This is a genomic window from Pedobacter antarcticus (genome assembly GCF_900103515.1).
GTDB classification, from domain to species: Bacteria; Bacteroidota; Bacteroidia; order Sphingobacteriales; family Sphingobacteriaceae; genus Pedobacter; species Pedobacter antarcticus.
In genome coordinates, this window is record NZ_FNGZ01000003.1 from 411,389 (window position 1) to 436,569 (window position 25,181).

Annotated in this window: 23 protein-coding genes; 15 read left to right on the plus strand and 8 right to left on the minus strand. The window is 41.7% G+C overall.

The genetic code is table 11. The annotated features are described in order from the left end of the window. The first annotated feature begins 71 nt into the window (after positions 1 to 71). The gene (gene ggt, locus BLR53_RS09045) at positions 72 to 1,769 is read left to right on the plus strand and encodes a gamma-glutamyltransferase (protein ID WP_074589094.1); all 1,698 of its coding nucleotides are present in this window, start codon (positions 72 to 74) and stop codon (positions 1,767 to 1,769) included. Positions 1,770 to 2,149: 380 nt separating this feature from the next. Here the strand turns inward: ggt and BLR53_RS09050 are convergent, their stop codons facing one another. Both BLR53_RS09050 and BLR53_RS09055 read right to left on the minus strand, forming a co-directional pair. Continuing rightward, complete coding sequence (locus BLR53_RS09050; RefSeq protein ID WP_037440779.1) at positions 2,150 to 4,021, minus strand: DEAD/DEAH box helicase; 1,872 nt, start codon at positions 4,019 to 4,021, stop codon at positions 2,150 to 2,152. Between the two features lie 84 nt (positions 4,022 to 4,105). Then, entirely contained in the window at positions 4,106 to 4,564 is a 459-nt protein-coding gene (locus BLR53_RS09055) for a DUF4293 domain-containing protein (RefSeq protein WP_037440787.1), read from the minus strand. 52 nt (positions 4,565 to 4,616) lie between these two features. On the opposite strand from BLR53_RS09055, the gene truA reads away from it, so the two are divergent. The 12 genes from truA to BLR53_RS09115 all read left to right on the plus strand — a co-directional run bounded on the left by truA (position 4,617) and on the right by BLR53_RS09115 (position 16,868). Then, a complete protein-coding gene (truA, locus tag BLR53_RS09060) occupies positions 4,617 to 5,402 on the plus strand; it encodes a tRNA pseudouridine(38-40) synthase TruA (RefSeq protein WP_244889472.1) in 786 nt (261 codons plus the stop codon). Position 5,403: 1 nt separating this feature from the next. Beyond that, positions 5,404 to 7,176: an ABC transporter ATP-binding protein gene (locus BLR53_RS09065; protein WP_176763531.1), complete on the plus strand. Its 1,773-nt coding sequence runs from the start codon at positions 5,404 to 5,406 to the stop codon at positions 7,174 to 7,176. 83 nt (positions 7,177 to 7,259) lie between these two features. Next, the gene (gene sucD, locus BLR53_RS09070; RefSeq protein ID WP_037440790.1) at positions 7,260 to 8,132 is read left to right on the plus strand and encodes a succinate--CoA ligase subunit alpha; all 873 of its coding nucleotides are present in this window, start codon (positions 7,260 to 7,262) and stop codon (positions 8,130 to 8,132) included. A 159-nt stretch (positions 8,133 to 8,291) separates the two neighbouring features. Next, entirely contained in the window at positions 8,292 to 8,780 is a 489-nt protein-coding gene (locus BLR53_RS09075; protein ID WP_037440791.1) for a methionine-R-sulfoxide reductase, read from the plus strand. Between the two features lie 109 nt (positions 8,781 to 8,889). Beyond that, a complete protein-coding gene (locus BLR53_RS09080; RefSeq protein WP_037440824.1) occupies positions 8,890 to 9,273 on the plus strand; it encodes a septal ring lytic transglycosylase RlpA family protein in 384 nt (127 codons plus the stop codon). Positions 9,274 to 9,583: 310 nt separating this feature from the next. Continuing rightward, positions 9,584 to 10,561, plus strand: a complete 978-nt coding sequence (locus tag BLR53_RS09085) for a ribonucleoside-diphosphate reductase small subunit (protein WP_037440826.1) — start codon at positions 9,584 to 9,586, stop codon at positions 10,559 to 10,561. 55 nt (positions 10,562 to 10,616) lie between these two features. Further along, positions 10,617 to 12,995 (plus strand): ribonucleoside-diphosphate reductase subunit alpha, encoded by a 2,379-nt coding sequence (locus tag BLR53_RS09090; protein WP_037440793.1) that lies wholly within the window; start codon positions 10,617 to 10,619, stop codon positions 12,993 to 12,995. A 147-nt stretch (positions 12,996 to 13,142) separates the two neighbouring features. Continuing rightward, positions 13,143 to 13,346 carry a cysteine-rich CWC family protein gene (locus BLR53_RS09095; protein ID WP_074589099.1) on the plus strand — a complete coding sequence of 68 codons (204 nt, stop codon included), beginning with the start codon at positions 13,143 to 13,145 and terminating at the stop codon, positions 13,344 to 13,346. 62 nt (positions 13,347 to 13,408) lie between these two features. Further along, positions 13,409 to 14,284 (plus strand): carbon-nitrogen hydrolase, encoded by an 876-nt coding sequence (locus tag BLR53_RS09100; RefSeq protein WP_037440794.1) that lies wholly within the window; start codon positions 13,409 to 13,411, stop codon positions 14,282 to 14,284. Then, positions 14,268 to 15,323 carry an agmatine deiminase family protein gene (locus BLR53_RS09105; RefSeq protein ID WP_074589102.1) on the plus strand — a complete coding sequence of 352 codons (1,056 nt, stop codon included), beginning with the start codon at positions 14,268 to 14,270 and terminating at the stop codon, positions 15,321 to 15,323. Before BLR53_RS09100 ends, BLR53_RS09105 begins: the two co-directional genes overlap by 17 nt. 81 nt (positions 15,324 to 15,404) lie before the next feature. Next, complete coding sequence (gene fabG / locus BLR53_RS09110; protein ID WP_037440799.1) at positions 15,405 to 16,148, plus strand: 3-oxoacyl-[acyl-carrier-protein] reductase; 744 nt, start codon at positions 15,405 to 15,407, stop codon at positions 16,146 to 16,148. Positions 16,149 to 16,256: 108 nt separating this feature from the next. Further along, entirely contained in the window at positions 16,257 to 16,868 is a 612-nt protein-coding gene (locus BLR53_RS09115; RefSeq protein ID WP_037440800.1) for a trimeric intracellular cation channel family protein, read from the plus strand. Here the strand turns inward: BLR53_RS09115 and BLR53_RS09120 are convergent. The 5 genes from BLR53_RS09120 to carA form a co-directional block, all read right to left on the minus strand. Next, positions 16,865 to 17,164 carry an FtsB family cell division protein gene (locus BLR53_RS09120; protein WP_037440804.1) on the minus strand — a complete coding sequence of 100 codons (300 nt, stop codon included), beginning with the start codon at positions 17,162 to 17,164 and terminating at the stop codon, positions 16,865 to 16,867. The genes BLR53_RS09115 and BLR53_RS09120 overlap by 4 nt on opposite strands. 187 nt (positions 17,165 to 17,351) lie before the next feature. Next, entirely contained in the window at positions 17,352 to 18,644 is a 1,293-nt protein-coding gene (gene eno, locus BLR53_RS09125; protein WP_037440806.1) for a phosphopyruvate hydratase, read from the minus strand. Between the two features lie 110 nt (positions 18,645 to 18,754). After that, positions 18,755 to 19,846 carry an ABC transporter permease gene (locus tag BLR53_RS09130; RefSeq protein WP_037440807.1) on the minus strand — a complete coding sequence of 364 codons (1,092 nt, stop codon included), beginning with the start codon at positions 19,844 to 19,846 and terminating at the stop codon, positions 18,755 to 18,757. Between the two features lie 21 nt (positions 19,847 to 19,867). Further along, complete coding sequence (locus tag BLR53_RS09135; RefSeq protein ID WP_037440808.1) at positions 19,868 to 20,635, minus strand: ABC transporter ATP-binding protein; 768 nt, start codon at positions 20,633 to 20,635, stop codon at positions 19,868 to 19,870. A gap of 88 nt (positions 20,636 to 20,723) precedes the next feature. Then, positions 20,724 to 21,836, minus strand: coding sequence for a glutamine-hydrolyzing carbamoyl-phosphate synthase small subunit (gene carA, locus BLR53_RS09140; protein ID WP_074589105.1), 1,113 nt, complete (start codon positions 21,834 to 21,836; stop codon positions 20,724 to 20,726). Between the two features lie 257 nt (positions 21,837 to 22,093). On the opposite strand from carA, the gene panB reads away from it, so the two are divergent. Beyond that, positions 22,094 to 22,909, plus strand: coding sequence for a 3-methyl-2-oxobutanoate hydroxymethyltransferase (gene panB, locus BLR53_RS09145; protein WP_037440810.1), 816 nt, complete (start codon positions 22,094 to 22,096; stop codon positions 22,907 to 22,909). A gap of 40 nt (positions 22,910 to 22,949) precedes the next feature. Then, positions 22,950 to 23,636 carry an RluA family pseudouridine synthase gene (locus BLR53_RS09150; RefSeq protein WP_037440811.1) on the plus strand — a complete coding sequence of 229 codons (687 nt, stop codon included), beginning with the start codon at positions 22,950 to 22,952 and terminating at the stop codon, positions 23,634 to 23,636. Positions 23,637 to 23,724: 88 nt separating this feature from the next. On the opposite strand, the gene BLR53_RS09155 is transcribed toward BLR53_RS09150, so the two are convergent. Further along, the gene (locus BLR53_RS09155) at positions 23,725 to 25,140 is read right to left on the minus strand and encodes a glycoside hydrolase family 30 protein (protein ID WP_074589107.1); all 1,416 of its coding nucleotides are present in this window, start codon (positions 25,138 to 25,140) and stop codon (positions 23,725 to 23,727) included. Positions 25,141 to 25,181 lie beyond the last annotated feature (41 nt).

The following is a 25,181-nucleotide window of genomic DNA, read 5'->3' on the forward strand; positions in this document are numbered from 1 at the left end:
CAACCTTTATGGCATGAAAGATGCGGATTGAACGCCGTAGCTGTAAGCTGATAAAATAAAATCTATTATCAATGAAATTCAAAAAAGTAGTCCTTTCAGCAGTGTTCTATGCAGTGCTTCTGGAAGGCTTCAGTGTTACTGCCGCTTTTGCTCAAGGGCAAAACCAATTTAAAAACGCTGCAGTAGTTACTGCACATCCTGAGGCTTCCAAAGTGGGCGTGGAGATTTTGAAAAAGGGTGGCAATGCTATAGATGCTGCTGTGGCTGTACAGTTTGCACTAGCTGTAGTCTATCCGAATGCAGGCAATATCGGAGGTGGAGGTTTTCTGGTTTACAGAAATAGCAAAGGCCTGACCGATGCATTAGACTATCGGGAAAAGGCTCCTGGTAAGGCGAAACGAGATATGTATCTTGATGAGAAAGGAAACGCGATTACAGATAAAAGTTTATATGGTGCACTGGCATCTGGTGTCCCTGGTACAGTAGACGGCATGGTCCGCGCCCATTTTAAATATGGTAAAATCAGCTGGAAGAAAGACTTGCAGCCAGCTATAGATCTCGCTGCTAACGGTTTTAAGTTAACCAGCCAACAGGCTGCTGAGCTGAATAAGAATAAAGAAGGTTTTTTAAAATACAATGATTACAAACCAGCTTTTGTAAAGGACGGGCTTTGGAAAGAGGGCGATCTGCTTAAACAGCCGCAACTCGCTAAGACGCTAAGACTCATCCGTGATAAAGGTCGTGGAGGTTTCTATGACGGACCTGTAGCTGCGGCTATAGTGAAGTCTATGGCACATACTTCAGGACTGATCACCGCTGCAGATCTGAAAGACTACAGGGCTGTATGGAGAACGCCGTTAAAAGGTTCCTATCTGAATTATAATGTGATTTCTATGCCACCTCCTTCCAGTGGCGGGATTGCTCTGCTAACTATGCTTAAACAAGCTTCCCGTTTTCCTTTAAAGGAATGGGGTTTCCAGCGTGATTCGACCGTTCAGTTGATGGTAGAAACGGAAAGAAGAGCCTATGCCGACCGCGCTGGATACCTTGGTGATCCCGATTTCTTTAAAGTGCCGCAAAAAGCATTATTAGATACAAATTACATGCTTTCCAGAATAAAAGATCTGAACTTTAGCAAGGCTACGCCAAGTTCTGAGGTTAGCGAAGGTAAATTGCCAGTTTATGAAAGTGAGCAAACAACTCATTATTCTATCGTCGATAATCAAGGAGATGCTGTTTCTGCTACCACGACATTGAATGGTTCCTATGGCTCGCTGGTGGTTGTTAATGGTGGTGGTTTTATTCTGAATAATGAAATGGATGATTTCTCTGTGAAACCGGGTACACCTAATATGTATGGCCTTGTAGGAGGAGAAGCTAATTCAATTATTGCAGGTAAAAGAATGCTGAGCTCAATGACTCCCACTATAATAGAAGAAAACGGGCAGCTTAGAATGGTTGTGGGAACGCCGGGAGGATCGACTATTATAACCTCAGTTTATCAGACTATATTGAATGTACTAGCCTTTGGTAAAGACATGCAGTCTGCAGTTGCTGCCCCAAGGTTCCATCATCAATGGCTGCCGGATGAGGTGTATGTAGAGGAAGGAGCAATTAGCCCGGAAACTCGTAAAAATCTCGAGGGTAAAGGTTATAAGATAACGCCAAGAGGTCCGATGGGTAGGGTAGATGCGATCCTGATCCGAAAGGATGGTTTACTGGAAACGGGTGCCGATCCGAGGGGAAATGATACCGGCGCAGGCTATTAAAAAAGAACAAAAAAAAGAGAGGGTATATCATGTTTTGACAATGATATACCCTCTCTTTTTTTTGTCAGTCTTTTTGTAAAAGCTTCTATTCAATTATCGTCATACGATAGAGTGTGTTTCGTCATTGTATCGAATCTCGTTGCGATTACATTCTATCTTCCTTCATACTTTCTTCAAATCCGATCGAAGGAAGTACGAAGGAAGTCCGAAGAAACAGTGAACGAACTATGAAGGATATGTTGACGAAACCAGCACATGACTCTGTTAATCTCTGGTTAATACTTCCGTGAAGTACAGGCATATACTATTAGCCGTAAATCCAAATAAAAAAAGCCAGGCGATATGCCTGGCTTTTTTTATTTGGATTGAATGGGAGATGATTAAGATCTGCGTCTTCTTTCACCGCTGCCCTCACGTGGTTTTCCAGAGAAATCTCTGAATCCGCCGCCACCAGTGCTGCTGCCACCTTCACGTCTGCCGCTTCCGCCAGATGATCTTCTGTCACCGCCACCGTAGCTTTTTCTTTCGCCACCACCGTAACTTTTGCGTTCTCCGCCACCACTATAGCTTTTTCTTTCGCCACCACCGAAACCGCCTCTGCGTTCGCCACCACCGCGGCTTGTGCTTTCAGCTGCATCACCTGATTTTTCGATTCTTACACCACGGTTGTTAAACTGGATGTCTTTGAAATTGCTGAATAAGGTATCTACACTTGCATTTTCAACCTCGAAGAATGAATAAACACCTTTAAGATCAATTTTACCAATGTTTTTACCGCTGATTTTACCGTTGTTGCAAACAAAAGATAATAAGTCACCTCTGGTGAATTCATCTACTGAACCAACGTTGATAAATAAACGGGTATAATCACTGTTTCTCGCGCCTCTGGCACCACGTTCTCCGCGATCGCCACGATCATCTGCAGCTGCATTCAGATCCGGTGCGTTTTTGTAATATTCCAGGAAACGGTTAAACTCGAGTGAAGCAAAACGTTTGATCACGTCTTCTTTGCTTAATTCAGCAAATTCATCCATGATTCTTGGAATGTACTGGTCAATCTGGCCATCATTAACTTCAACATTGTGAACTTTATGAACCAGGGAGAACAGTTGTTTTTCACACACGTCAAATCCTGTAGGCAATTCAGCTTTGGTAAATGATTTACCAATTATACGCTCAATCTGACGGATTTTACCGATCTCTTTAGAGTTGATGATACAGATTGAGATACCTGTTTTACCAGCTCTTCCTGTACGACCACTTCTGTGTGTGTAACTTTCAATTTCATCCGGAAGGGAATAGTTGATTACGTGTGTTACGTTGTTTACGTCAATACCACGTGCTGCTACGTCTGTAGCGATCAATAACTGCATATTGCGGTCACGGAAACGCTGCATTACCTTGTCACGTTGTTGTTGTGAAAGGTCACCGTGTAAAGCATCGGCGTTATAGCCGTCTTTAATCAGGTTTTCAGCTACGTCTTGTGTATCCATTTTGGTTTTACAAAAAACAACAGCGAAAATTTCAGGATTAAAATCTACAATACGTTTTAAAGCAGCATATTTATCTCTTGCACGTACGATATAGTACTCATGCTCAATATTTACGTTACCAGTATTTTTGGTTCCCATGGTTAACTCCGTAGGGTTATCCATATAGTTCCGGGCTATTTTCCTTACCTCAGGCGGCATAGTCGCTGAGAATAACCATGTTTTCTTGTCGTCAGGAGTAGTAGACAAAATATCATTAATGTCTTCCTGGAAGCCCATGTTCAGCATTTCATCAGCTTCATCAAGAACTACGTATTTCACATTACTGAAATCAATAGCCTTACGACCGATAATATCTAACATACGACCCGGTGTAGCCACAACTATTTGTACACCGTTTCTGATTTCACGCAATTGCTGCATAATGTTTGCGCCACCATATACGGCAACAACACTAGCACCAGGCGTGTTTTTTGAATAATTTTTGATGTCGCTAGCGATCTGCAAGCAAAGCTCTCTGGTAGGGCATAGAATTAATGCCTGAGGCTTGTTCGTATTGAAATCTATCAGTTCAATAAGCGGCAATCCGAATGCTGCCGTTTTTCCTGTTCCTGTTTGGGCCAAACCAACAAAATCGTTATTGCCCTCTAACAGCACAGGAATAGCTTGTTCCTGAATAGGTGTTGGATTTTCGAAACCTAAATCCTTTACGGCATTAACAACGTCATCACTTATCCCCAATAATTTAAATGGGTTTGTCATTATAACTTTATTTATTAAGCCGCAAAGGTACGCTTATTTTCCGGTATTTGTTTGGTACATAACCAAATAATAATATAGAGGGGTCTATCGGAGTCTGTCAGCAGAACGAATAAGGAGCTCATCCTGACGGATTCCCCTGTAAGCCAGTGCACAAAATATCAATGCGATTACAGGAAGTCCTACCCCCACGTGGAATGAAGCACCTTCAAGTCCTCCCGGAAGTGCGGTTGCTGCCATACCTGCCCACACTGATAATCCAATAATGAAGACGGAAATCAACCAGATTAGTTTTTTCTGCAGGTCGCGGTTTTTGAAAAAAAAGATATTGACAAGACAAAGCAGGCCAGTTACAAGGGTCAATCCGAAAAGCGCAGTCTGAGAAACCACTTGGCGGAAAGCGGTATTGGTTTTTTCATAGATTCCGCCTATCTGAAACCAGATTTCTCCAGCCTCAGCCTGACGAGTAACTAATGGAAGGATCAACAGGATAAGCAATGTAATTGCTGCCAGAAAAAGCCATACAGACTGTACTCTTTGTATCATATCAATTTAATAATTTGCAACAAATATATTAAATCACAATTAAACGCCTGTCTTGTTAATTGGAAAAAAGTATTTTTGTCTGATATTGGATACGCAACGTTTTTTTATTGAACTGGCTTATGACGGCACAGCATATCATGGCTGGCAGGTGCAGCCAAATGCGGTAACCGTTCAGCAGGAGCTGGACCGCGCACTTTCTGTTTTCTTTAGGCAGCCGATAGAAACACTTGGCTGTGGCCGTACTGATGCGGGCGTGCATGCAACGCAATTTTTTGCTCATGCAGACCTGGCAGGGATCAGTGAAGAGCGTGCGGTTTCCGCTGTTAGTAATATCAACGCTTTGCTTCCCTATCAGATTGCTGTCAGCCGGATCTTTAAAGTTCATGAAACTGCGCATGCACGTTTCGACGCCACTGCCCGTTCTTATGAATATCATTTCCATTTCCGGAAAGATCCTTTTAGCCTGGGGAGATCCTGGTTATATAAGGGAGTACTCGATATCGAAGCGATGAATGTCGCTGCTGCACAACTGATGCAGTATACCGATTTCAGCAGTTTCAGTAAATCGAACACTTCAACTGCAACAAATAATTGTAAGATTACCGCGGCCTCTTTCAGGGAAACCGAAAATGGTCTCGTTTTTTGTATCACTGCAGATCGTTTTTTGCGTAACATGGTCCGGGCAATTGTAGGGACGCTGGTCATGGTAGGAAGACACGAGATTGGTGCCAGTGAACTGGAAGAGATTATACGCAGCAAAAACAGGAGCAACGCCGGCCAGTCGGTGCCTGCCTGTGGTCTTTATCTGGTCAGGATTGTTTATCCATATGTAGATTAATATGTCAAAAATTACGGGCGATGCATTTAATGTGAGTTTGCTGAAACGGGTCTTTCAGTATGTTAAACCCTACAGGCGTATTTTTATCTGGTCTGTTATCCTTACGATTTTACTGGCATTGCTTGCGCCAGTCCGTCCGTTTCTGATTAAATATACGCTCGATAACTATATCCTGAAAGGGGAGTACAACGGACTATTAATGATGACCGTTGTGATGCTGGTACTGCTGGTGTTGCAGAGTGTAGTACAATACAGTCATACTTTACTCACCAATACGCTGGGACAATCGGCTATCCGCGATCTTCGGATCAATGTGTTTAACCATATCAGCCGGCTAAAACTAAAGTATTTTGATAAGACACCAATTGGGCAGCTGATTACCAGAACTGTTTCAGATCTGGAAACAATTTCTGATATTTTCTCTGAAGGCCTGATCGTGATTATCGGAGATATACTGCAGGTTATTGTCATTATCGGGGTGATGTTTTATGCTGACTGGGAACTTACTGTCGTTGTACTATTGCCGATGCCAATTTTAATGGTCGCTACTTCTGTGTTTCAGAAGGCGATTAAATCTGCATTCCAGGAGATCAGATCGGAAGTGTCTAACCTGAATACTTATCTCCAGGAACATATCACCGGAATTTCCATTATCCAGTATTTTGCGAGGGAGAAGCAAGAGTACCGCAAATTCGTACAGATCAATGAACGTTACAGAGATGCGAATATCCGGTCCAACTGGTATTATTCTATATTTTTTCCGGTTGTAGAGGTCATCTCGGCAATGTCATTAGGACTGCTCGTCTGGTACGGGTCTAAAAGTATCCTCGCTAAACCACTGGATGTAACACCAGGTACCATTGCGGAATTTATTCTATATATCGGTATGTTATTCCGCCCGATCCGTGAACTTGCAGATAAATTCAACACTCTTCAGATGGGGATGGTCGGAGCAGAGCGTGTATTTAAAGTGCTGGATACGCAGGAAATGACAGTGAATGAAGGAACACTTCAACCTGCGGTAATGGCAGGGAATATCCGCTTCAATAAGGTTTGGTTTTCCTATGTGGAAGGACAGCATGTACTGCGTGATCTGAGCTTTGAAGTTAAGGCTGGGCAGACGGTCGCACTGGTAGGTGCCACGGGTGCAGGAAAGTCTTCAACTATAAATATTTTAAATCGATTTTATGAAATTACCAGCGGGGAAGTTACTATCGATGGGCACCAGATAAGGGATTATGAATTGAGCTACCTCCGTGGACATATTGCTACTGTATTACAGGATGTTTTCCTGTTTTCCGACACTATCTATAATAATATTACATTAAATAATCCGGATATCGGCCTGGATCGGGTAGTGGATGCGGCTCGAAAAGTGGGTGCACATGACTTTATTATGCAGTTGCCGGGTGGTTATCAGTATAATGTAATGGAGCGTGGTGCCACACTTTCTGCGGGACAAGCGCAGCTTATTTCGTTCATCAGGGCACTCGTTCATAACCCTTCCATATTAGTGCTGGATGAGGCTACTTCGTCTGTTGATACGGAGACTGAAATGCTTATTCAGCACGCTATAGATAATCTGATGCAGGATCGTACCTCAATTGTCATTGCTCACCGTCTTTCTACTATTCAGAAAGCAGATCAGATTATTGTGCTGGAAAAGGGCGAGATTATGGAGCGGGGAACGCATCAGGAATTATTGAAAATAGATGGCTATTATAAACGGTTGTATGATCTTCAGTTCCATTCAGGCGGGATAGTGAAATCTTAAGTTTTTTTCTTTTTATTATTGTGACAAATAGGATTTGGCATTCCATTCAATAATCTTAGATTTGCATAAAAAAAAATAGATACATGAGTGTTTTAGTAAATAAAGATTCGAAAGTAATTGTACAAGGTTTTACCGGAAATGAAGGTACTTACCATGCTTCACAAATGATAGAATACGGAACTAATGTAGTTGGCGGGGTTACTCCTGGTAAGGGCGGACAAACTCATCTGGAAAGACCGGTTTTTAACACGGTTAAAGATGCAGTTGATAAAGCTGGCGCTAATGTATCTATCATCTTTGTTCCACCAGCATTTGCTGCGGACGCTATCATGGAAGCTGCTGAAGCTGGAATTAAAGTTATTGTATGTATTACTGAAGGTATCCCGACAAAGGATATGATTCAGGTTAAAGAATATATTGCTGATAAAGACTGCCGTTTAATCGGTCCTAACTGTCCTGGTATCATTACTGCTGATGAAGCTAAAATTGGTATTATGCCAGGTTTTATCTTCAAAAAAGGTACAGTTGGTGTTGTTTCTAAATCAGGAACGCTTACTTATGAAGCAGTTGACCAGGTTGTTAAAGCTGGTTTAGGCATTACTACTGCTATCGGTATTGGTGGTGACCCGATCATTGGTACAACAACCAAACAAGCGGTTGAATTGCTAATGAACGATCCTGAAACTGAAGGTATCATCATGATTGGTGAAATCGGTGGTGGTATGGAAGCAGAAGCTGCTTTATGGATTAAAGAAAATGGCACAAAACCAGTTGTAGGTTTTATCGCTGGACAAACTGCTCCTGCAGGCCGTAGAATGGGTCATGCCGGTGCGATTGTTGGTGGTGCTGACGATACTGCTGCTGCCAAAATGAAAATTATGGCTGAGTGTGGTATCCGTGTGGTAGAAAGTCCTGCTGAAATCGGTGAAGCTATGGCTGAACTGCTTAAAAAATAGTTTTTGGATTAATCATCCTCAAAACCTTTCCGGCAAATCCGGGAAGGTTTTTTTTTGCCCTGTAATTAAATCCGGATGTTTGCGTTAGCCGTATATGAAATGACACAGAAGATCCCTGGGAATCCAGTTTGTTCATTCTCTTAAAACAATTACATACATATGAAACGTTTAAGTTCAATAATCAATAATTTAGTACTGTTTGCCGGATTCCTCTTGCTGGGTAGTCTGCAGGCATGTGCCCAGAAACCTGCTCAGGTTCCGGTTAAAAAAAACACGAATGCTATGGAATGGAATAAATTAACCAAGGAAGAAGAAGATGTAATTGTCCGCAAAGGGACCGAGTATCCGGGAACCGGTGAATTACTCAATAATACAGCAAAAGGTACTTATACCTGTAAAAGATGCAATGCACCTTTGTACCGTTCAGAGACTAAATTTGATGCACAGTGCGGATGGCCAAGTTTTGACGATGAGATAAAAGGGGCCGTTTTACGTATTCCGGATGCTGACGGATCACGTACCGAAATCGTATGTGCAAACTGTAAAGCCCACCTCGGACACGTATTTGTTGGTGAAGGATTTACCGCTAAAAGTACACGTCATTGTGTCAACTCAGTCTCTATGAATTTCGTTCCTGACGCGAAGTAAAGCAAGTTCGGAATTACGTAAATACCCGATGATCAGGTCATTGGGTATTTTTGTTTTGGAGGGGTAGATGTTTTTTGTTTATCTTTGGCTCTTCACCAACAAAAATGATATGAAATATTGTTTGCTTTTATGCAGCATATTCCTGTTTTTAAAAGTTCAGGCGCAGGAAGATACTACAGGGTTAGACAGTACAGCAACTATAAAAAGTGGTCTTGCTACTTACTATCATAGAAAGTTTGAGGGCCGCAAAACGTCCAGTGGTGTCCGGTATCGGAAGAGTCGTTTTACAGCTGCGCATCGTTCCCTCCCTTTCGGAACAATGGTTACGGTTACCAATATAAGTAATGGGAAAAGCGTTACGGTAAAAATCAACGACCGCGGGCCCTTCACCAAAAAATACATTATTGATGTTTCCGAGAGTGCCGCGAAAGAAATAGGTATTTTTGGCAAAGGCCACTCTAAAGTAAAGATCTCCTACGACGTTGAATCGTAATTTCTTCAACAGCGACACCTTCATAGTCCAAATCTAATCCGTAAACAATCTGTCAGTTTTTTCGCACAGTGTGGATAACTACGTCCGCTTGTGAACAACTATTGCTATTGTTTGAAAGTCGCAGGGATTATATTTGTTTATAACAAAAGTAACCGGGGGTTAGTCCGTAGTTTACGTGTAAACGTTTAATTGTTAAATCATTAAGTTTTTCTATGCCAGCTTCACGTTTTAAAAAATCCACTCCGCCTGCCGAAGGAATGAATGTAGTGGTGAAGTCATGCTGGAGAGACGTCAAATAAAAATAAATCCTATGGTAGAAGAAGAAGAAGTATTACTGAGAGAAAATAAAGACCGTTTTGTGCTTTTGCCCATCAAGTATCCTGAAATCTGGGAGATGTACAAAAAGAGCGAAGCCAGTTTCTGGACCGCTGAAGAAATTGATCTTTCTGACGATCAGAAACACTGGGATAATCTGAATGATGGTGAGCGTCACTTCATTTCTCATATTCTGGCCTTCTTTTCTGCGAGCGACGGTATTGTAAACGAAAACCTGGCGGTAAACTTCATGAGCGAAGTGCAGTTACCGGAAGCCCGCTGTTTTTATGGTTTCCAGATCATGATGGAAAACATTCATTCGGAAACTTACGCTTTGCTGATCGATACTTATATTAAAGATGAAGCAGAAAAAGACAGGCTTTTCCATGCAATAGATACGGTTCCCTGCGTAAAGAAAAAAGCGGAATGGGCATTGCGCTGGATTGACAACGGAAATTTTGCAGAAAGATTGGTTGCATTTGCTGCTGTTGAAGGTATTTTCTTCAGCGGAAGTTTCTGTTCAATCTTCTGGTTGAAAAAACGTGGTCTGATGCCAGGGCTTACATTCAGTAATGAGTTGATCTCCAGGGATGAGGGGATGCATTGCGAATTCGCCTGCCTGCTGTACAAAATGCTGAAGAACAGGTTAACACAGGAAGCAGTACATGGTATCATCAAAAATGCAGTTGAAATTGAAAAAGAATTTGTGACTGATGCATTGCCTGTTGCTTTAATTGGTATGAATGCAAAACTAATGTCTCAGTACATTGAATTTGTAGCAGACAGATGGTCAGCTGAACTCGGCTATGATAAAATATATCATGCAACTAATCCGTTTGATTTCATGGAGATGATCTCCCTGCAGGGCAAAACAAACTTCTTTGAGAAAAGGGTTGGTGACTATCAGAAAAGTGGAGTATTAACTTCTTCGGAAGACAAAGCATCGGCTTTCTCACTTGATGATGATTTTTAGATAATTAATTAATTTCCGGCCGGCTTGCACCGGCATGGTCAAAAAATAAAGAGATATGTTCGTAGAAAAAAGAGATGGCCGCAAAGAAGCCGTGCGGTTTGATAAAATTACAGCACGCATCGAAAAACTCTGCTATGGCTTTAATGCAGAGCTGGTTGATCCTATTGATGTGGCTAAAAAGGTAATTGAAGGTCTGTATGACGGCGTTACCACATCCGAGCTGGATAACCTGGCTGCGGAAACAGCAGCTTCCCTGACTACAAAGCATCCGGATTATGCTTTGCTTGCCTCAAGAATTGCTGTGTCAAATTTACATAAGAACACCACGAAGTCGTTTTCTAAGACGATGGAAATGTTGTACAAATATATAGATCCTAAAACGGATAAGTCTGCTTCGCTAATTGCAGAAGACGTTTGGGAGGTTATCCAGGAGAATGCAGACCTTTTGGACAGCACTATTATTTATGACCGTGATTTTGGTTTTGATTACTTCGGGTTCAAAACACTTGAAAAATCTTATTTGCTTAAAGTAAACGGTCAGATTGTGGAGCGTCCGCAACATCTATTTATGCGTGTTGCTGTAGGTATCCACAAATCAGATATCGAAAGTGCAATTGCTACATATAACCTAATGAGTGAGCGTTGGTTTACACACGCTACCCCTACGTTATTTAATGCAGCGACTCCAAAACCACAGATGTCTTCCTGCTTCCTGTTAACTATGCAGGATGATAGTATTGAGGGAATCTATGATACGTTAAAACAAACTGCTAAGATATCTCAGAGTGCAGGTGGTATCGGACTGAGTATTCATAATGTGCGTGCTACTGGTTCTTATATCAGCGGTACCAATGGAACCAGTAACGGTATTGTTCCTATGCTAAAGGTATTTAATGATACTGCTCGTTATGTAGATCAGGGTGGTGGCAAGCGGAAAGGTGCTTTTGCTATCTATCTTGAGCCATGGCATGCTGATGTAATCGCATTCCTGGACCTGCGTAAAAATCATGGTAAAGAGGAAATGCGTGCGCGTGACCTATTCTATGCCCTTTGGGTAAGTGATTTGTTTATGCAACGTGTGGAAGCTAATGAGGACTGGAGTTTATTCTGTCCGCATGAAGCTCCTGGTCTGGCAGATTGCTTCGGTGAAGAGTTTAATGCTTTATACGAGCGTTACGAAAAAGAAGGAAGAGCGCGTAAAACTATCAAAGCGCAGGAATTATGGTTTGCTATTCTGGATTCACAGATAGAAACCGGTACGCCTTATTTGTTATATAAGGACGCTGCGAACAGTAAATCTAATCAGCAGAATCTGGGTACAATCAAAAGCTCTAACCTTTGTACCGAAATTATTGAATATACGTCTAAAGATGAGGTTGCTGTTTGTAACCTGGCTTCCCTGGCATTGCCGCGTTATGTTATTAACGGGGAGTTCGATCATCAGCGTTTATATGACGTCACTTACCAGGTTACAATTAACCTGAACAAAATCATAGATCACAATTACTATCCAATCGAAGAAGCAAGAAATTCCAATATGCGCCACCGTCCGGTTGGGCTGGGTGTACAAGGATTGGCAGATGCTTTTATTCTGATGCGTTTACCTTTCGAGAGTGAAGCTGCAAAAGAGCTCAACAAAGAGATTTTTGAAACGATCTATTTTGCTGCAATGACTGCTTCTCATGATCTGGCAGTTAAAGAAGGTGCTTATCAGACTTTCGAGGGTTCTCCATTGTCAAAAGGTAAATTCCAGTTTGATCTTTGGAATGTTAAACCGGAAAGTAATCGTTGGGACTGGGAAACTTTACGTACCAAAGTAATGAAAGATGGTGTACGTAACTCGCTGCTTGTAGCGCCAATGCCTACTGCATCGACATCTCAGATTCTGGGTAATAATGAATGTTTTGAGCCATATACGTCAAATATTTATACAAGAAGAGTATTAAGCGGAGAGTTTATCGTCGTTAATAAACATTTGTTGAAAGACCTGGTCGCTCTTGGTTTATGGACTCCGGCTATGAAAGACAGGATTATCCTCGCTAACGGATCTATTCAGCATATTGCAGAGATTCCTGACTATATCAAAGAACTTTACAAAACAGTATGGGAAATTAAAATGCGCAGTATCATCGATATGGCTGCTGACAGGGGAGCTTATATCTGCCAGTCACAATCGCTGAATCTGTTTATCAATGCTCCAAATACTTCTAAACTGACCTCGATGCATTTCTATGCCTGGAAGAAAGGTTTGAAAACAGGTATGTATTATTTACGTACGCAGGCTGCCTCCCAAGCGGTTAAATTTACTGTAGAGAATCAGGCTGGTAAAAATATGGAACCCGTTATTCCGGCTCAGATTGATCAGGCAGTGGAGGAAATTACTGATGGCCCGGTATGTTCAATGGAAGAAGGTTGTATTAGCTGTTCAGGTTAATTCATAATTATATTATAATTTACAAGGCTGTTTAACTCTGTTAAGCAGCCTTTTTATTTAAAAGGGAATTTATTATGCCGTAAACCTATTGTCATTTTAAACGGCAAGCAGAATTGCATTAATTCCTGATCTTGTATCTTTGTAATAATGGCTAAACACGAAATCATACCTTGCGAACGCTGTGGTACACCTATAGAGTGTAAGGCCAATTCTTATACCAAATGCCAGTGCAGTGTGGTTCATCTGGACCTGAATGAAGTACAGTACATTAGTGAAAACTATGAGAGCTGCCTTTGTGCGGCCTGCCTTTTCGCTTTACAGCAGGAATACAGAGACACTATTGGTTCCTGAAGCTTACACACATCTTTTATTTTTTTTGGCTAACTTTGCAATAAATTATTTGTTGATAAAGAATGGCTAAAGTACAAGTTGGATTGGTGCAGATGAGTTGTACCAGTAACAAACAAGAAAATTTAGATAAAGCAATCGTAAAAATCCGTGAAATTGCAGCACAGGGGGCACAGGTTGTCTGTCTGCAGGAGCTTTTTACCTCGCTTTATTTCTGCGATGAAGAGAACTATGACAACTTCAAACTGGCAGAAAGTATTCCGGGTCCGTCTACAGATGCCTTATCGGTAATTGCAGCAGAACTGAACGTGGTAATCATTGCTTCTCTCTTTGAAAAAAGAGCAGCTGGAATCTACCACAATACAACTGCTGTACTGGATGCTGATGGCGCTTACCTTGGTAAGTACCGTAAGATGCATATTCCTGATGATCCGGGATTTTATGAGAAATTTTATTTTACACCTGGTGATCTTGGTTATAAGGTGTTCAAAACTAAATATGCGAAAATTGGTGTATTGATCTGCTGGGATCAGTGGTACCCTGAAGCTGCTCGTTTAACAGCGCTTATGGGAGCAGATTTCCTGGTTTACCCGACAGCTATTGGCTGGGCAACTACTCAGGATGAAGAAACCAATAAAGAGCAGTATAACGCATGGCAGACTATTCAGCGTTCCCACGCTATTGCCAATGGCATACCTGTAGTTAGTATTAACCGTGTGGGAGAAGAAGCAGGTGTTTCTTTCTGGGGAGGTTCCTTTGTGTCTAATCCTTTTGGCTCGTTGTTATACCAGGCTTCTCATAGTGCAGAGGAATTGAAGGTTGTAGAACTTGATCTTTCTAAGTCGGATAGTTACCGGACACACTGGCCTTTTTTAAGGGACAGAAGAATTGATAGTTACGGACAAATCACTAAAAGATATTTAGATGACGAGTCTATTTGATAATTCGCCGAAGAAAGCGGGATACCGCTTTCCGGCTGAATGGGAAAAACATGAAGCTACCTGGCTGACATGGCCTCATAAAGAGGCATCATGGCCTGGAAAACTGGATAAGATTTATGCGCCTTATTGCGAATTCATTAAGGTTGTGGCTAAAGGTGAAAAGGTAAGAATCAATGTGAATGACGAAGCTACCAAAGCTTTTGCTACCAGTAAGTTAGTGGAAGCTGGCGCAGACCTTAGTCAGATTGAATTCTATTTTAATCCAAGTAATGATGCCTGGTGCCGGGATCACGGGCCTGCATTTCTGGTAAATCCTGGAGCTGCTGAACCTAAAATGATCGCGGACTGGGGTTATAACGCTTGGGGAGGTAAATATCCTCCTTTTGAGCAGGATGACGTTATTCCAACACGCATAGGTGATCATTTTGGTCTGCCTGTATTTCACCCTGGGATAGTTATGGAAGGAGGTTCTGTGGAGTTTAACGGGGCTGGTACTATTTTGACTTCCAGAGCATGTTTGTTGAACGAGAATAGAAACCCGGAACTGAACCAGGAACAGATCGAAACCTTTCTGAAGGAGTGTTACGGAGCTGAACAGGTACTTTGGGTTGGAGACGGTATTGTCGGTGATGACACTGATGGGCATATTGATGATATCACCAGATTTGTAAACGCTAATACGGTATTAACTGTGGTAGAATCTAATCCTCTTGATGAGAATTATCTCTTGCTTCAGGAAAACCTGGAAGAGTTAAAGGCTATGCGCTTATTAAATGGAGAGCCTTTACACATTCTAAAGTTACCTATGCCTTCACCTGTGATTTATGAAGATACAAGGTTACCTGCTTCCTATGCAAATTTCTATATTGCAAATGCTGCAGTAATTGTACCTACTTTTCGTGATGTAAATGACGAACCTGCATTGGAAATTATCCGTCAGGCATTTCCCGATAGGGAAGTTGTTGGTATTGATTCGACTGACATCATCTGGGGACTAGGAAGCTTTCACTGCCTTAGTCAGCAGGAGCCGGCTATTTAATTGCTGGCAAACGGCATACTGAAATAAACTAATTGAAAATGTGGTGGTCGCAGAATCAGCACAGATTAAAAAAATATACGAATGAAATTATTAGCAGGAAAAACAGCATTGATTACTGGTGCTTCTAAAGGGATTGGCCGTAAGATCGCGGAGAAATTTGCGGAGCAGGGAGCTCATGTAGCGTTTACTTATTTATCTTCTGTCGAGAAAGGGCAGGCTTTAGAGCAAGAACTTCAGGCATACGGTACAACGGTAAAAGGGTATCGTTCCGATGCATCTAAATTTGATGAAGCTGAAAAATTGATTGCTGATATCATTGCAGATTTTGGAACACTTGACATTGTAGTTAACAATGCAGGGATTACGAAAGACGGTTTACTGATGCGTATGAGCGAAGAGAACTGGGATGATGTATTGAATGTGAACCTTAAATCTGTATTTAATGTGACTAAGGCAGCTTCGAAAATTATGATGAAAAACCGGAAGGGTGTATTTATCAATTTAAGTTCTGTAGTTGGTGTTCAGGGTAATGCGGGGCAGGCTAATTATGCGGCTTCAAAGGCAGGAATTATCGGTTTTTCTAAATCAGTTGCTAAAGAGCTGGGTTCGAGAAATATCCGTACAAATGTCGTGGCTCCTGGCTTTATCAGAACAGAAATGACTGAAGTACTCGATCCTAAAGTGGTTAAAGGCTGGGAAGATGGTATTCCATTGAAACGTGCCGGAGAAGCCGAAGATGTGGCTAATGTCTGTGTATTCTTAGCGTCCGATATGAGTGCTTATGTAACCGGACAAGTACTGTCTGTTTGCGGCGGAATGTTATAGGCTCGAATTAATATAAAAAAGGTAAAGCTTCATAGATTATGGGGCTTTACCTTTTTTTATGCGCTTTCTTTTTCTTCATCAGGTTTAATTCGCACATTAGGGTAAGATATGGAATTCACCACCACACAAACAATTGAAATATTGGGGACGATTGCTTTTGCGATTTCAGGCTCATTTGCGGCTATGCAGCGGCGTCTTGACCCGTTCGGAGTATTGATCATAGCTTTTGTGACTTCTATCGGTGGAGGTACTGTAAGGGATATGCTGCTTGGCGATACTCCGGTTAAATGGATGCGGGATGTGAATTACTGTCTGCTGATTCTGATTACGTCCCTGCTGACTATCTTTTTCAAAACTCATATCAAGAAATTCAAGATCACCCTTTTCCTGTTCGATTCACTGGGACTCGGACTTTTTACGGTACTCGGCATTCAAAAGGGGATAGCCTTTGGGCTCAGCCCGGGTATCTGCATTGCCCTTGGAACGATTACAGGATGTTTTGGTGGAATTATCAGGGATACGTTGTTGAACACTATACCACTGATTTTCAGAAAAGAGATCTACGCGACTGCTTGTATTAGTGGAGGGTTACTTTATTTCGCTCTGCTGCAGTTTAACCTGAAAGCGGATGTAACCAAGATCCTGGTGATTGTATTTATTTTCGCTTTGCGGATATTTGTAGTAAGGTATAAACTGGCGCTGCCTAAATTCGGCTACTAGTCTTTAGCATCTTCGCGGATAATCACAAAGACATCTTCGTTATCCTTTTTCATGAAATACTTTTCGCGGGCAAATTTCTCTGCAGTATTGAGATTGGTGTTCAATTCGTTGAGATCCTTTTTTACCTTGGCGGTTTCTATCTCATAAAAATCTTTCTCTTGCTGGAGTTTATGGACTTCTGTGCGGTATTCATATTGAGAGAGCATATCATTCTTGTCGAAAAATAACATCCATACCGCAAACGCTGCGGTTGACAGGAAGTATTTGTTTCTGAAAATGTCGAATAATCTGTTCATTGTATCAAACTTACATAAATTCCTTTTTATGTACAATATAATTGCCTTGCATATAAAAAAGATTTACCGGTCTCTCCTCAACCCATGAAAATATCATTTATGCAGGAAATAGATAAAAAAAAACATCCGCTGGTATTTCGCGGATGTTTTTAAAGGATTAAAATCCCTTATAATGCTGAAGGTCAGCTTATTTTTTCAGGAATTTGAAGTCTTTTCCAATGAAACGTGCTGCAGAACCTAATTCTTCTTCAATACGTATCAACTGGTTGTATTTCGCGATCCTGTCAGAACGTGAAGCAGAACCGGTTTTGATCTGTCCACAGTTTAATGCTACTGCAAGGTCAGCTATCGTTGTATCTTCAGTTTCTCCTGAACGATGACTCATTACTGAAGTATAACCACTGTTCTGAGCTAATGAAACTGCATTGATAGTTTCTGTCAGGGAACCGATTTGGTTTACTTTAACCAGAATAGAGTTAGCAATGCTCTTATCAATACCTTGTTGTAAACGTTTTACGTTAGTTACGAACAAGTCATCACCTACTAACTGTACTTTGTTACCGATAGCAAGCGTTAATGCTTCCCATGCAGCCCAGTCATCTTCATCCAGACCATCTTCAATAGAGATGATCGGGTATTTATTAGCCCAGTCTACCCAGTATTTCACCATCTCATCAGAAGATAATTTCTCGCCTGAAGATTTGTGGAAGTTATAAGTTTTTGTTTTTGAATCGTACATTTCAGATGCAGCAGCATCCATAGCGATCCAGATATCTTTACCCGGTGTGAAACCAGCAGTTTCGATAGCCGTCAGTACAGTTTCGATAGCCTCAACATTTGAACCGATGTTTGGTGCAAAACCACCTTCATCACCAACGTTAGTTGAATAACCTTTTTTCTTCAATACATCTTTCAGGTGATGGAAGACCTGAGTACCCATTTGAAGTGCTTCAGAGAAACTGCTTGCACCTAAAGGCATGATCATAAATTCCTGGAAATCGATTTTGTTATCTGCATGGGCACCGCCATTCAGAATGTTCATCATCGGAACAGGTAATGTATTTGCATTTACACCACCTATATAGCGGTATAATGGTTGTCTGCTTTCTTGTGCTGCTGCTTTAGCTACCGCAAGTGAAACGCCTAAAATTGCATTAGCACCTAAGTTTCCTTTATTTTCAGACCCATCAAGGTCGATCATAGCTTTATCGATCAGGTTTTGTTCGAAAACATCGATACCCTGCAGTTCTTTAGCAATTTTCTTGTTAACGTTCTCAACTGCTTTAAGTACTCCTTTACCCATGTAGACGTTTTTATCTCCGTCTCTGAGCTCAACAGCCTCATGTTTACCAGTACTTGCACCAGAAGGTACGGCAGCACGGCCCATCTGGCCATTTTCAGTGATTACTTCTACTTCAACAGTAGGATTACCTCGTGAATCGAGGATTTGCCTTGCATGAACATCAATAATTAAACTCATTTGATTTGTTTTAAGTTGTTTTATATCCTTAGTGTAAATATTACAATTACTAGGTTATGTTCAAAGTTAAAATAAAATTTAGACTTAAAGGCTTGGAATTGAGGATAAAATTATTCCCATTTAAACACTTTGACTGCCAGCGCGTAGATACCAATACCCCAGATCAGCATAATCAGTATCTGTTGCCTTACATCCCACAGTCCTGCACCTTCAAAAGCAATTAGTCTCATCGCATCGTTCAGATAGGTGAGTGGCAGTGCCTTGCTGATTGGTTGCAGCCATGAAGGGAAATTATCAATAGAGAAAAAAGTACCGGAAAGCAGGAATTGAGGGAGGGTGATTATATTGGAGATAGGCGGAATTGTACTCTCACTCTTGGCAATTCCTGATACTACAAATCCAAAACCCATAAAAACTACAAGGCCTATTATGGATAGAATCAGCATGTTTAATACGGTAGTGACACCATGGATCAGCGTAAAATTAAAAAAGAAATGACCAACGACGATAATAAAAACTGCACCCAACAGCGCGAAACCGATCCTGGCAAGTCCTTCACCCAGAATAATGCTGGAACGGCGTACCGGCGTAGCAAAGAAACGTTTGATAACCAGGGTCTGTCGCAAATTGAAAAATACAAAGGCTGTACCAAAAACACCCGTGCTCAACAACGAAAACCCTAATTGTCCGGGCAGGATGAAGTCAATAGTTCTGTAGGTTCTTCCCTGAACCGTGCTCTCGCGAATTTCTGCAACAGCAGGTTTGAGATCCTTGGAATTCAGGGTGTACATCAGATTATTTAAAACCGATTTAAGGATATTTCCCTTATCTATTGATGCGGCACTATAGCTCACATTTGCCAGATATTCAGGCTTTTCAATACCGCTTTTCTGAATGTTGATTACGCCCGCATAATGACCTTTTTCCAGCTCATTTTGGATTTCGTCATTATTTTTATCTTTGATCAGTCTGATCACAGCTGTGTTTTCTAATGCCTGCATAACCGGATTCTGTACATCTGAACCGGGTGCAACAGCGAGATCTACTTTAACACCCCCGCCACCAAGAAATCCAAATACAAGAATAAAGATTAATGGAAAAGCAAGTGTAAAGACTACGGCAGAAGGACTGCGCATGATAGAGCGGAAACTAGCTTTCGCGAGCGCAAGCGTAGCTGTAGTATGATTGTATGGTTTATTCATTATAGAAATTAAATAGGCTGCTTAGCCTTCGCGCCACTGCTGGCCGGTTAAATTAATGAAGACATCTTCGAGGTTTGCTTTCTTTACCTCTTTTTTACGTTCAAAACCAGAACTGATGAGCTGGTCAATCAGGTTATCCGGAGAATCCAGTGCGATGATCTTTCCGCTTTCTACAAAAGCGACGCGATCACACAGCTGTTCCGCCTCATCCATATAATGTGTAGTGAGTACAATAGTTGTCCCCTGATCTCGGATTTCTGAAATCAGATCCCAGAGATTACGGCGTGCCTGCGGATCAAGTCCGGTTGTCGGTTCATCAAGAAAAATAATTTTAGGAGAGTTGAGCAGGGTAGTCGCTATAGAGAAGCGTTGTTTCTGCCCGCCGGATAATGCCTTGTATTTCGCTTTCGCTTTGTCCTGAAGGTTAACTTTTTCGAGCATTTCCATTGGCTTTACCTTCACTCCGTAAAGGCCCGCAAAGAGCTCCAGCAGCTCTACGAGATTCAGGTTCGGGTAATAGCCCGCCGCCTGCAGCTGAACGCCAATAATTCTTTTGATAGCATTCGCATCTTTATCTACTGACAGACCATCAACGTAAATTTCGCCGGAAGTTTTTTCCCGCAGCGTTTCTATAATTTCCAGTGTGGTAGTTTTTCCGGCACCGTTTGGTCCTAGCAGACCGAATATTTCATGGTTATAAACATCAAAGCTTATACCTTTTACCGCATTGAAATCTGCGTAATTTTTGATCAGATTGCGTACACTGATTATCGCATGAGGTTGATCCATAGCATAAATGTAACAAGGTTTAAAACAAAAAGGAAGTGACCGTGATCACTTCCTTCTAAAAATGGCTGTATAATGATTGTATTCCTTGTTACCAGCTCAGTTTGCCAGTGATCACATCTACAAACTCGTCAAACAGGTAGCGCGAATCGTGCGGGCCTGGAGAAGACTCCGGGTGATACTGTACTGAGAATGCTTTTTTACCTTTTACACGAATTCCTTCGATGCTCTGGTCATTCAGGTTAATATGTGTAATTTCTACTTTGTCAGAGCTTCTGACATCTTCAGGAATAACACCGAAACCATGGTTTTGTGAAGTAACTTCGCACTGGTTTCTGATTATATTTTTCACCGGGTGATTTAAGCCCCTGTGTCCGTTGAACATTTTCATTGTTCCGATACCATTAGCCTGCGCCAGTAACTGGTGGCCAAGGCAGATCCCAAATAATGGTTTGTCTGCTGCAAGAATGCTTTTTACAGTTTCAACAGCATATGGCATTGCACCAGGGTCACCAGGACCGTTAGATACAAAATAACCATCAGCACCCCATTTTTCCATTTCTTCGAAAGATGTTTTTGCAGGGAAGACCTGTACATAGATATCTCTCTCTACGAAATTACGAAGTGTATTTTTCTTCACACCGAAGTCCAGCGCAGCTACTTTTAAAGTTGCATCAGGAGAGCCGAAGAAATAAGGTTCTTTAGTAGAAACCTGAGAAGATAGTTCTAAGCCATCCATTTCAGGGACTGCTGCCAATCTGCTTTTCAATTCTTCGATATCGGTAATTTCAGAGGAGATAATAGCGTTCATGGCTCCCTGATCTCTGATCTTGCGAACCAGTGCGCGGGTGTCGATATCTGAGATTCCGACAATGTTCTCATTCTGGAAATAGTCCTGGATAGATTCCGAAGCCTCTTTTCTACTGTAGCCAATGTTGTAGTTTTTACAAACAAGACCTGCAATTTTGATAGAGTTAGATTCTACTTCTTCCTTGTGAATACCATAATTACCAATATGGGCATTCGTAGTGACCATAATTTGTCCGAAATAAGAAGGGTCAGTGAAAACTTCCTGATAACCCGTCATACCTGTGTTAAAACAAATCTCTCCCGTTGTAGTACCGATTTTACCGGCAGCTTTACCGTGATAAACAGTGCCATCTGCCAATAACAGGATCGCAGGTAACTTGGTGTAGTTAGTCATTGTAATTAAAATGAAAAATAAAGATTAAAAAAGGGATTAATGAAAGAGGAATTGCGCGATTGTAAGCGCTGAGCTGATTTACAGATATGGTGTTGTATAACCCCTTCATTTCGGGATACAAAGATATGATTTTGAACAGGCTTTTCATATTTTTTTTTGAACGAATATGCGGACATGCTGCATTGGCCCAGAAAAACTACCGAAGGCGTTCGATTCTCGGCTGAATACGCTAATTTTGGTAGCTTAATTAGAAATATATGTCTATACACAAAGAAGTGAAGCGTATTACGACCCACATCCTTCAGGAGATGAAGACAAGCGGGGAGAAGATCTCTATGTTAACTGCATATGATTATTCAATGGCAACTGTTCTGGATGATGCCGGATTGGATGTATTGCTGGTTGGAGATTCTGCTTCCAATGTTATGGCAGGTCATGAGACGACCCTGCCTATTACCCTGGATCAAATGATTTATCATGCGCAGGGTGTAGTAAGAGGTGCGACACGAGCATTTGTAGTGGTAGATCTGCCTTTCGGATCTTATCAGGGAAATAGTAAAGAAGCATTAAGTTCTGCAATCAGAATCATGAAGGAATCCGGGGCGCATGGTGTAAAGCTAGAAGGAGGAACTGAAATCGTTGACTCTATTCAGCGGATAATTACTGCCGGAATTCCTGTGATGGGACACCTTGGTTTGACACCACAATCTATTTATAAATTCGGAACCTATACCGTGAGGGCAAAAGGAGAAGCGGAGGCCGAAAAGTTGAAGACAGACGCACTTGCCCTGCAGGAAGCTGGATGTTTCGCTGTCGTTTTAGAGAAAATTCCGGCTGCTCTGGCCAAAGAAGTATCAGAAAGCCTGGTGATTCCCGTAATTGGAATTGGTGCAGGACCGGACTGCGACGGACAAGTATTGGTTGTCAATGATATGATTGGATTAACCAAGGGATTTAAACCTAGATTTCTGCGTCAGTATGCGAATTTATATGAAGGAATTCTGGAAGCTGCAAAATCTTATATCCAGGATGTAAAGCGTAAAGATTTTCCGAACGAGAAAGAGCAGTACTAAGAGAAACAAAACAAAACCAAAATAAAGGAATACCAAAGACATGCCTGTTACCGATAAAGATATACTCTACGAAGACAACCACCTTATTGCTGTTTCTAAAAGAGCTGGAGATATTGTACAGGTAGATGAAACGAAGGATGAGCCGCTGGATGAAAAGGTCAAGCAATACCTCGCTGTTAAATATAATAAACCAAACAGCGCCTTTCTAGGGGTTGTTCACCGGCTGGACCGCCCGGTAAGCGGAGTTATTTTGTTTGCCAAGACCAGTAAAGCACTGGAGCGGATGAATGCCATCTTTAAGAATAGGGAAGTCAAAAAAACATATTGGGCAGTTGTCCGTAATAAACCACCTCAGTTATCCGCTACGCTAATACACTGGCTGGTGAAAAATACAAAGACCAACGTAGTAACCGCTCACCAGAAAGAAGTTGTAGGTAGTCAGCGTGCTGAACTCAGCTATAAGCTCATTGGTGAATTAGGTGGGTTTTATCTCCTTGAGGTAGATCCGCTGACGGGCCGGTCACATCAGATCCGTGTACAGTTGGCCAGTATGGGATGTCCCATTGTAGGAGATAACAAATATGGTTATCCCCGTGGCAGCCGCAAGGGGAGTATCTGCCTGCATGCAAGAAGGCTTCAGTTCATACATCCTGTTAAAAAAGAACCTGTGCATATTTTTGCCAAATTACCAGTAGACGGTTTTTGGGAACGTTTTGAAGATTTCTAGCCTTCAAATCATAAACGAAATTAAAACATATAAAAAAGCCGGTCTTCTTTTGGAAGAGACCGGCTTTTTTATTGGATTGAATTATTTATTACCAGACAAACGTACCAGCGGCACCCGCAGGCAAGCTGACGGTTACCTGACGGTCTTTGTCAGCGATGTTAAATCGTTTTTCAGTATGGTCATTGTTTACCGCGATAACTACCTTTTTACCATCGGGGCGCAGGAAAGCGACATTCGGTAATGCTTCAGGTAGATTAGATTCAATTCTGACTGAGTTGGCAGGAACGAATTTCGATGCATGCCCGATAACATAGTAAGCCACATTTCTACTCACCTCAGGGCTGATCGTTATTGCACCCAGGCAGGTCGTACAACCACCAACTGTATGCGGTTTATAAGCCGGATCAGCAGCTATATTCCATTCCAGTACATTACGGCTCCAGTTTCGTGTAGCACCAATGATTAGTGTAGAAACATGCCATTTCAGATCCTCATCGAATTTGCTTGGTCCACCAACCCACTGTTCTGTGAAGTAAAGGTTTTTGTCAGGATGTGCTTCATGAACTTTAGACAATGCAGAGATGTCGCCACCATATAAATGGAAGGCAGAACCATCTACATATTTTTTAGCTTCCGGATCATTCAGAATATCAATCGGATAATCAGGTCTGTCCGCATTGTGGTCGTAAATAATAATTTTAGTTTTAATCCCTGCAGCCTTAAATTCAGGGCCTAAAGCTTTTTTGATAAAGTCAGCCTGCGTCTTGGCTTCCATATACATACTAGGTACATTTCCAGGGTGCAGAGGCTCGTTCTGAATCGTGATTGCATCAATGGTAATACCCTCTTTTTTCATCGCATGAATATATTTGATCAGGTATTTAGCATAGGAAACATAATACTCAGGCTTCAGTTCACCACCTTTAAAACTCCCATTGGTTTTCATCCAGGTGGGTGCTGTCCAGGGAGAACCCAGAATTTTTATATCAGGCTGTAATGCCACGATCTTTTTAAGTATAGGAACCAGGTCTTTCATTTCTTCCGCCATGGAGAACTTGTCCTGATTAATATCGGTCTGACCTTTAGGTAACTCATTATAGGTAAAAGTATCTGCACTCAGATCGGAACCACCAATACTTACGCGAAGATAATTTACACCGATACCATTTCCTTCAAGAGAGAAAAGCTCCTTCAGCAGGGCATCCTTTGTGTTGTTGTCAAGCCCGTTAATCAGGCTGGCACTTCCACCGGTTAAAGTGTAACCGAAACCATCAATAGTCTGATATTTTTTCTGGTCATTCACTGTGATTGTTGCCAGTCCTGCCTCACCATTACCAAAATTTAATGGTTGTTTTTGCAATTCAAGCAGGGATGAGCGGTTACCAGTGGTTAACCAGAGTTCCATATCCGTTTTAGTACCGGTATGTCCGGTGGGATTTCCTGTTTTTTTGGTTGAACAGGCTGTTAAGGCAATCGCAGCGGCAAATAAAATGTATTTCTTCATAGACAATAGTTTTGATGATGGTACCAGAAAATTTGATATTT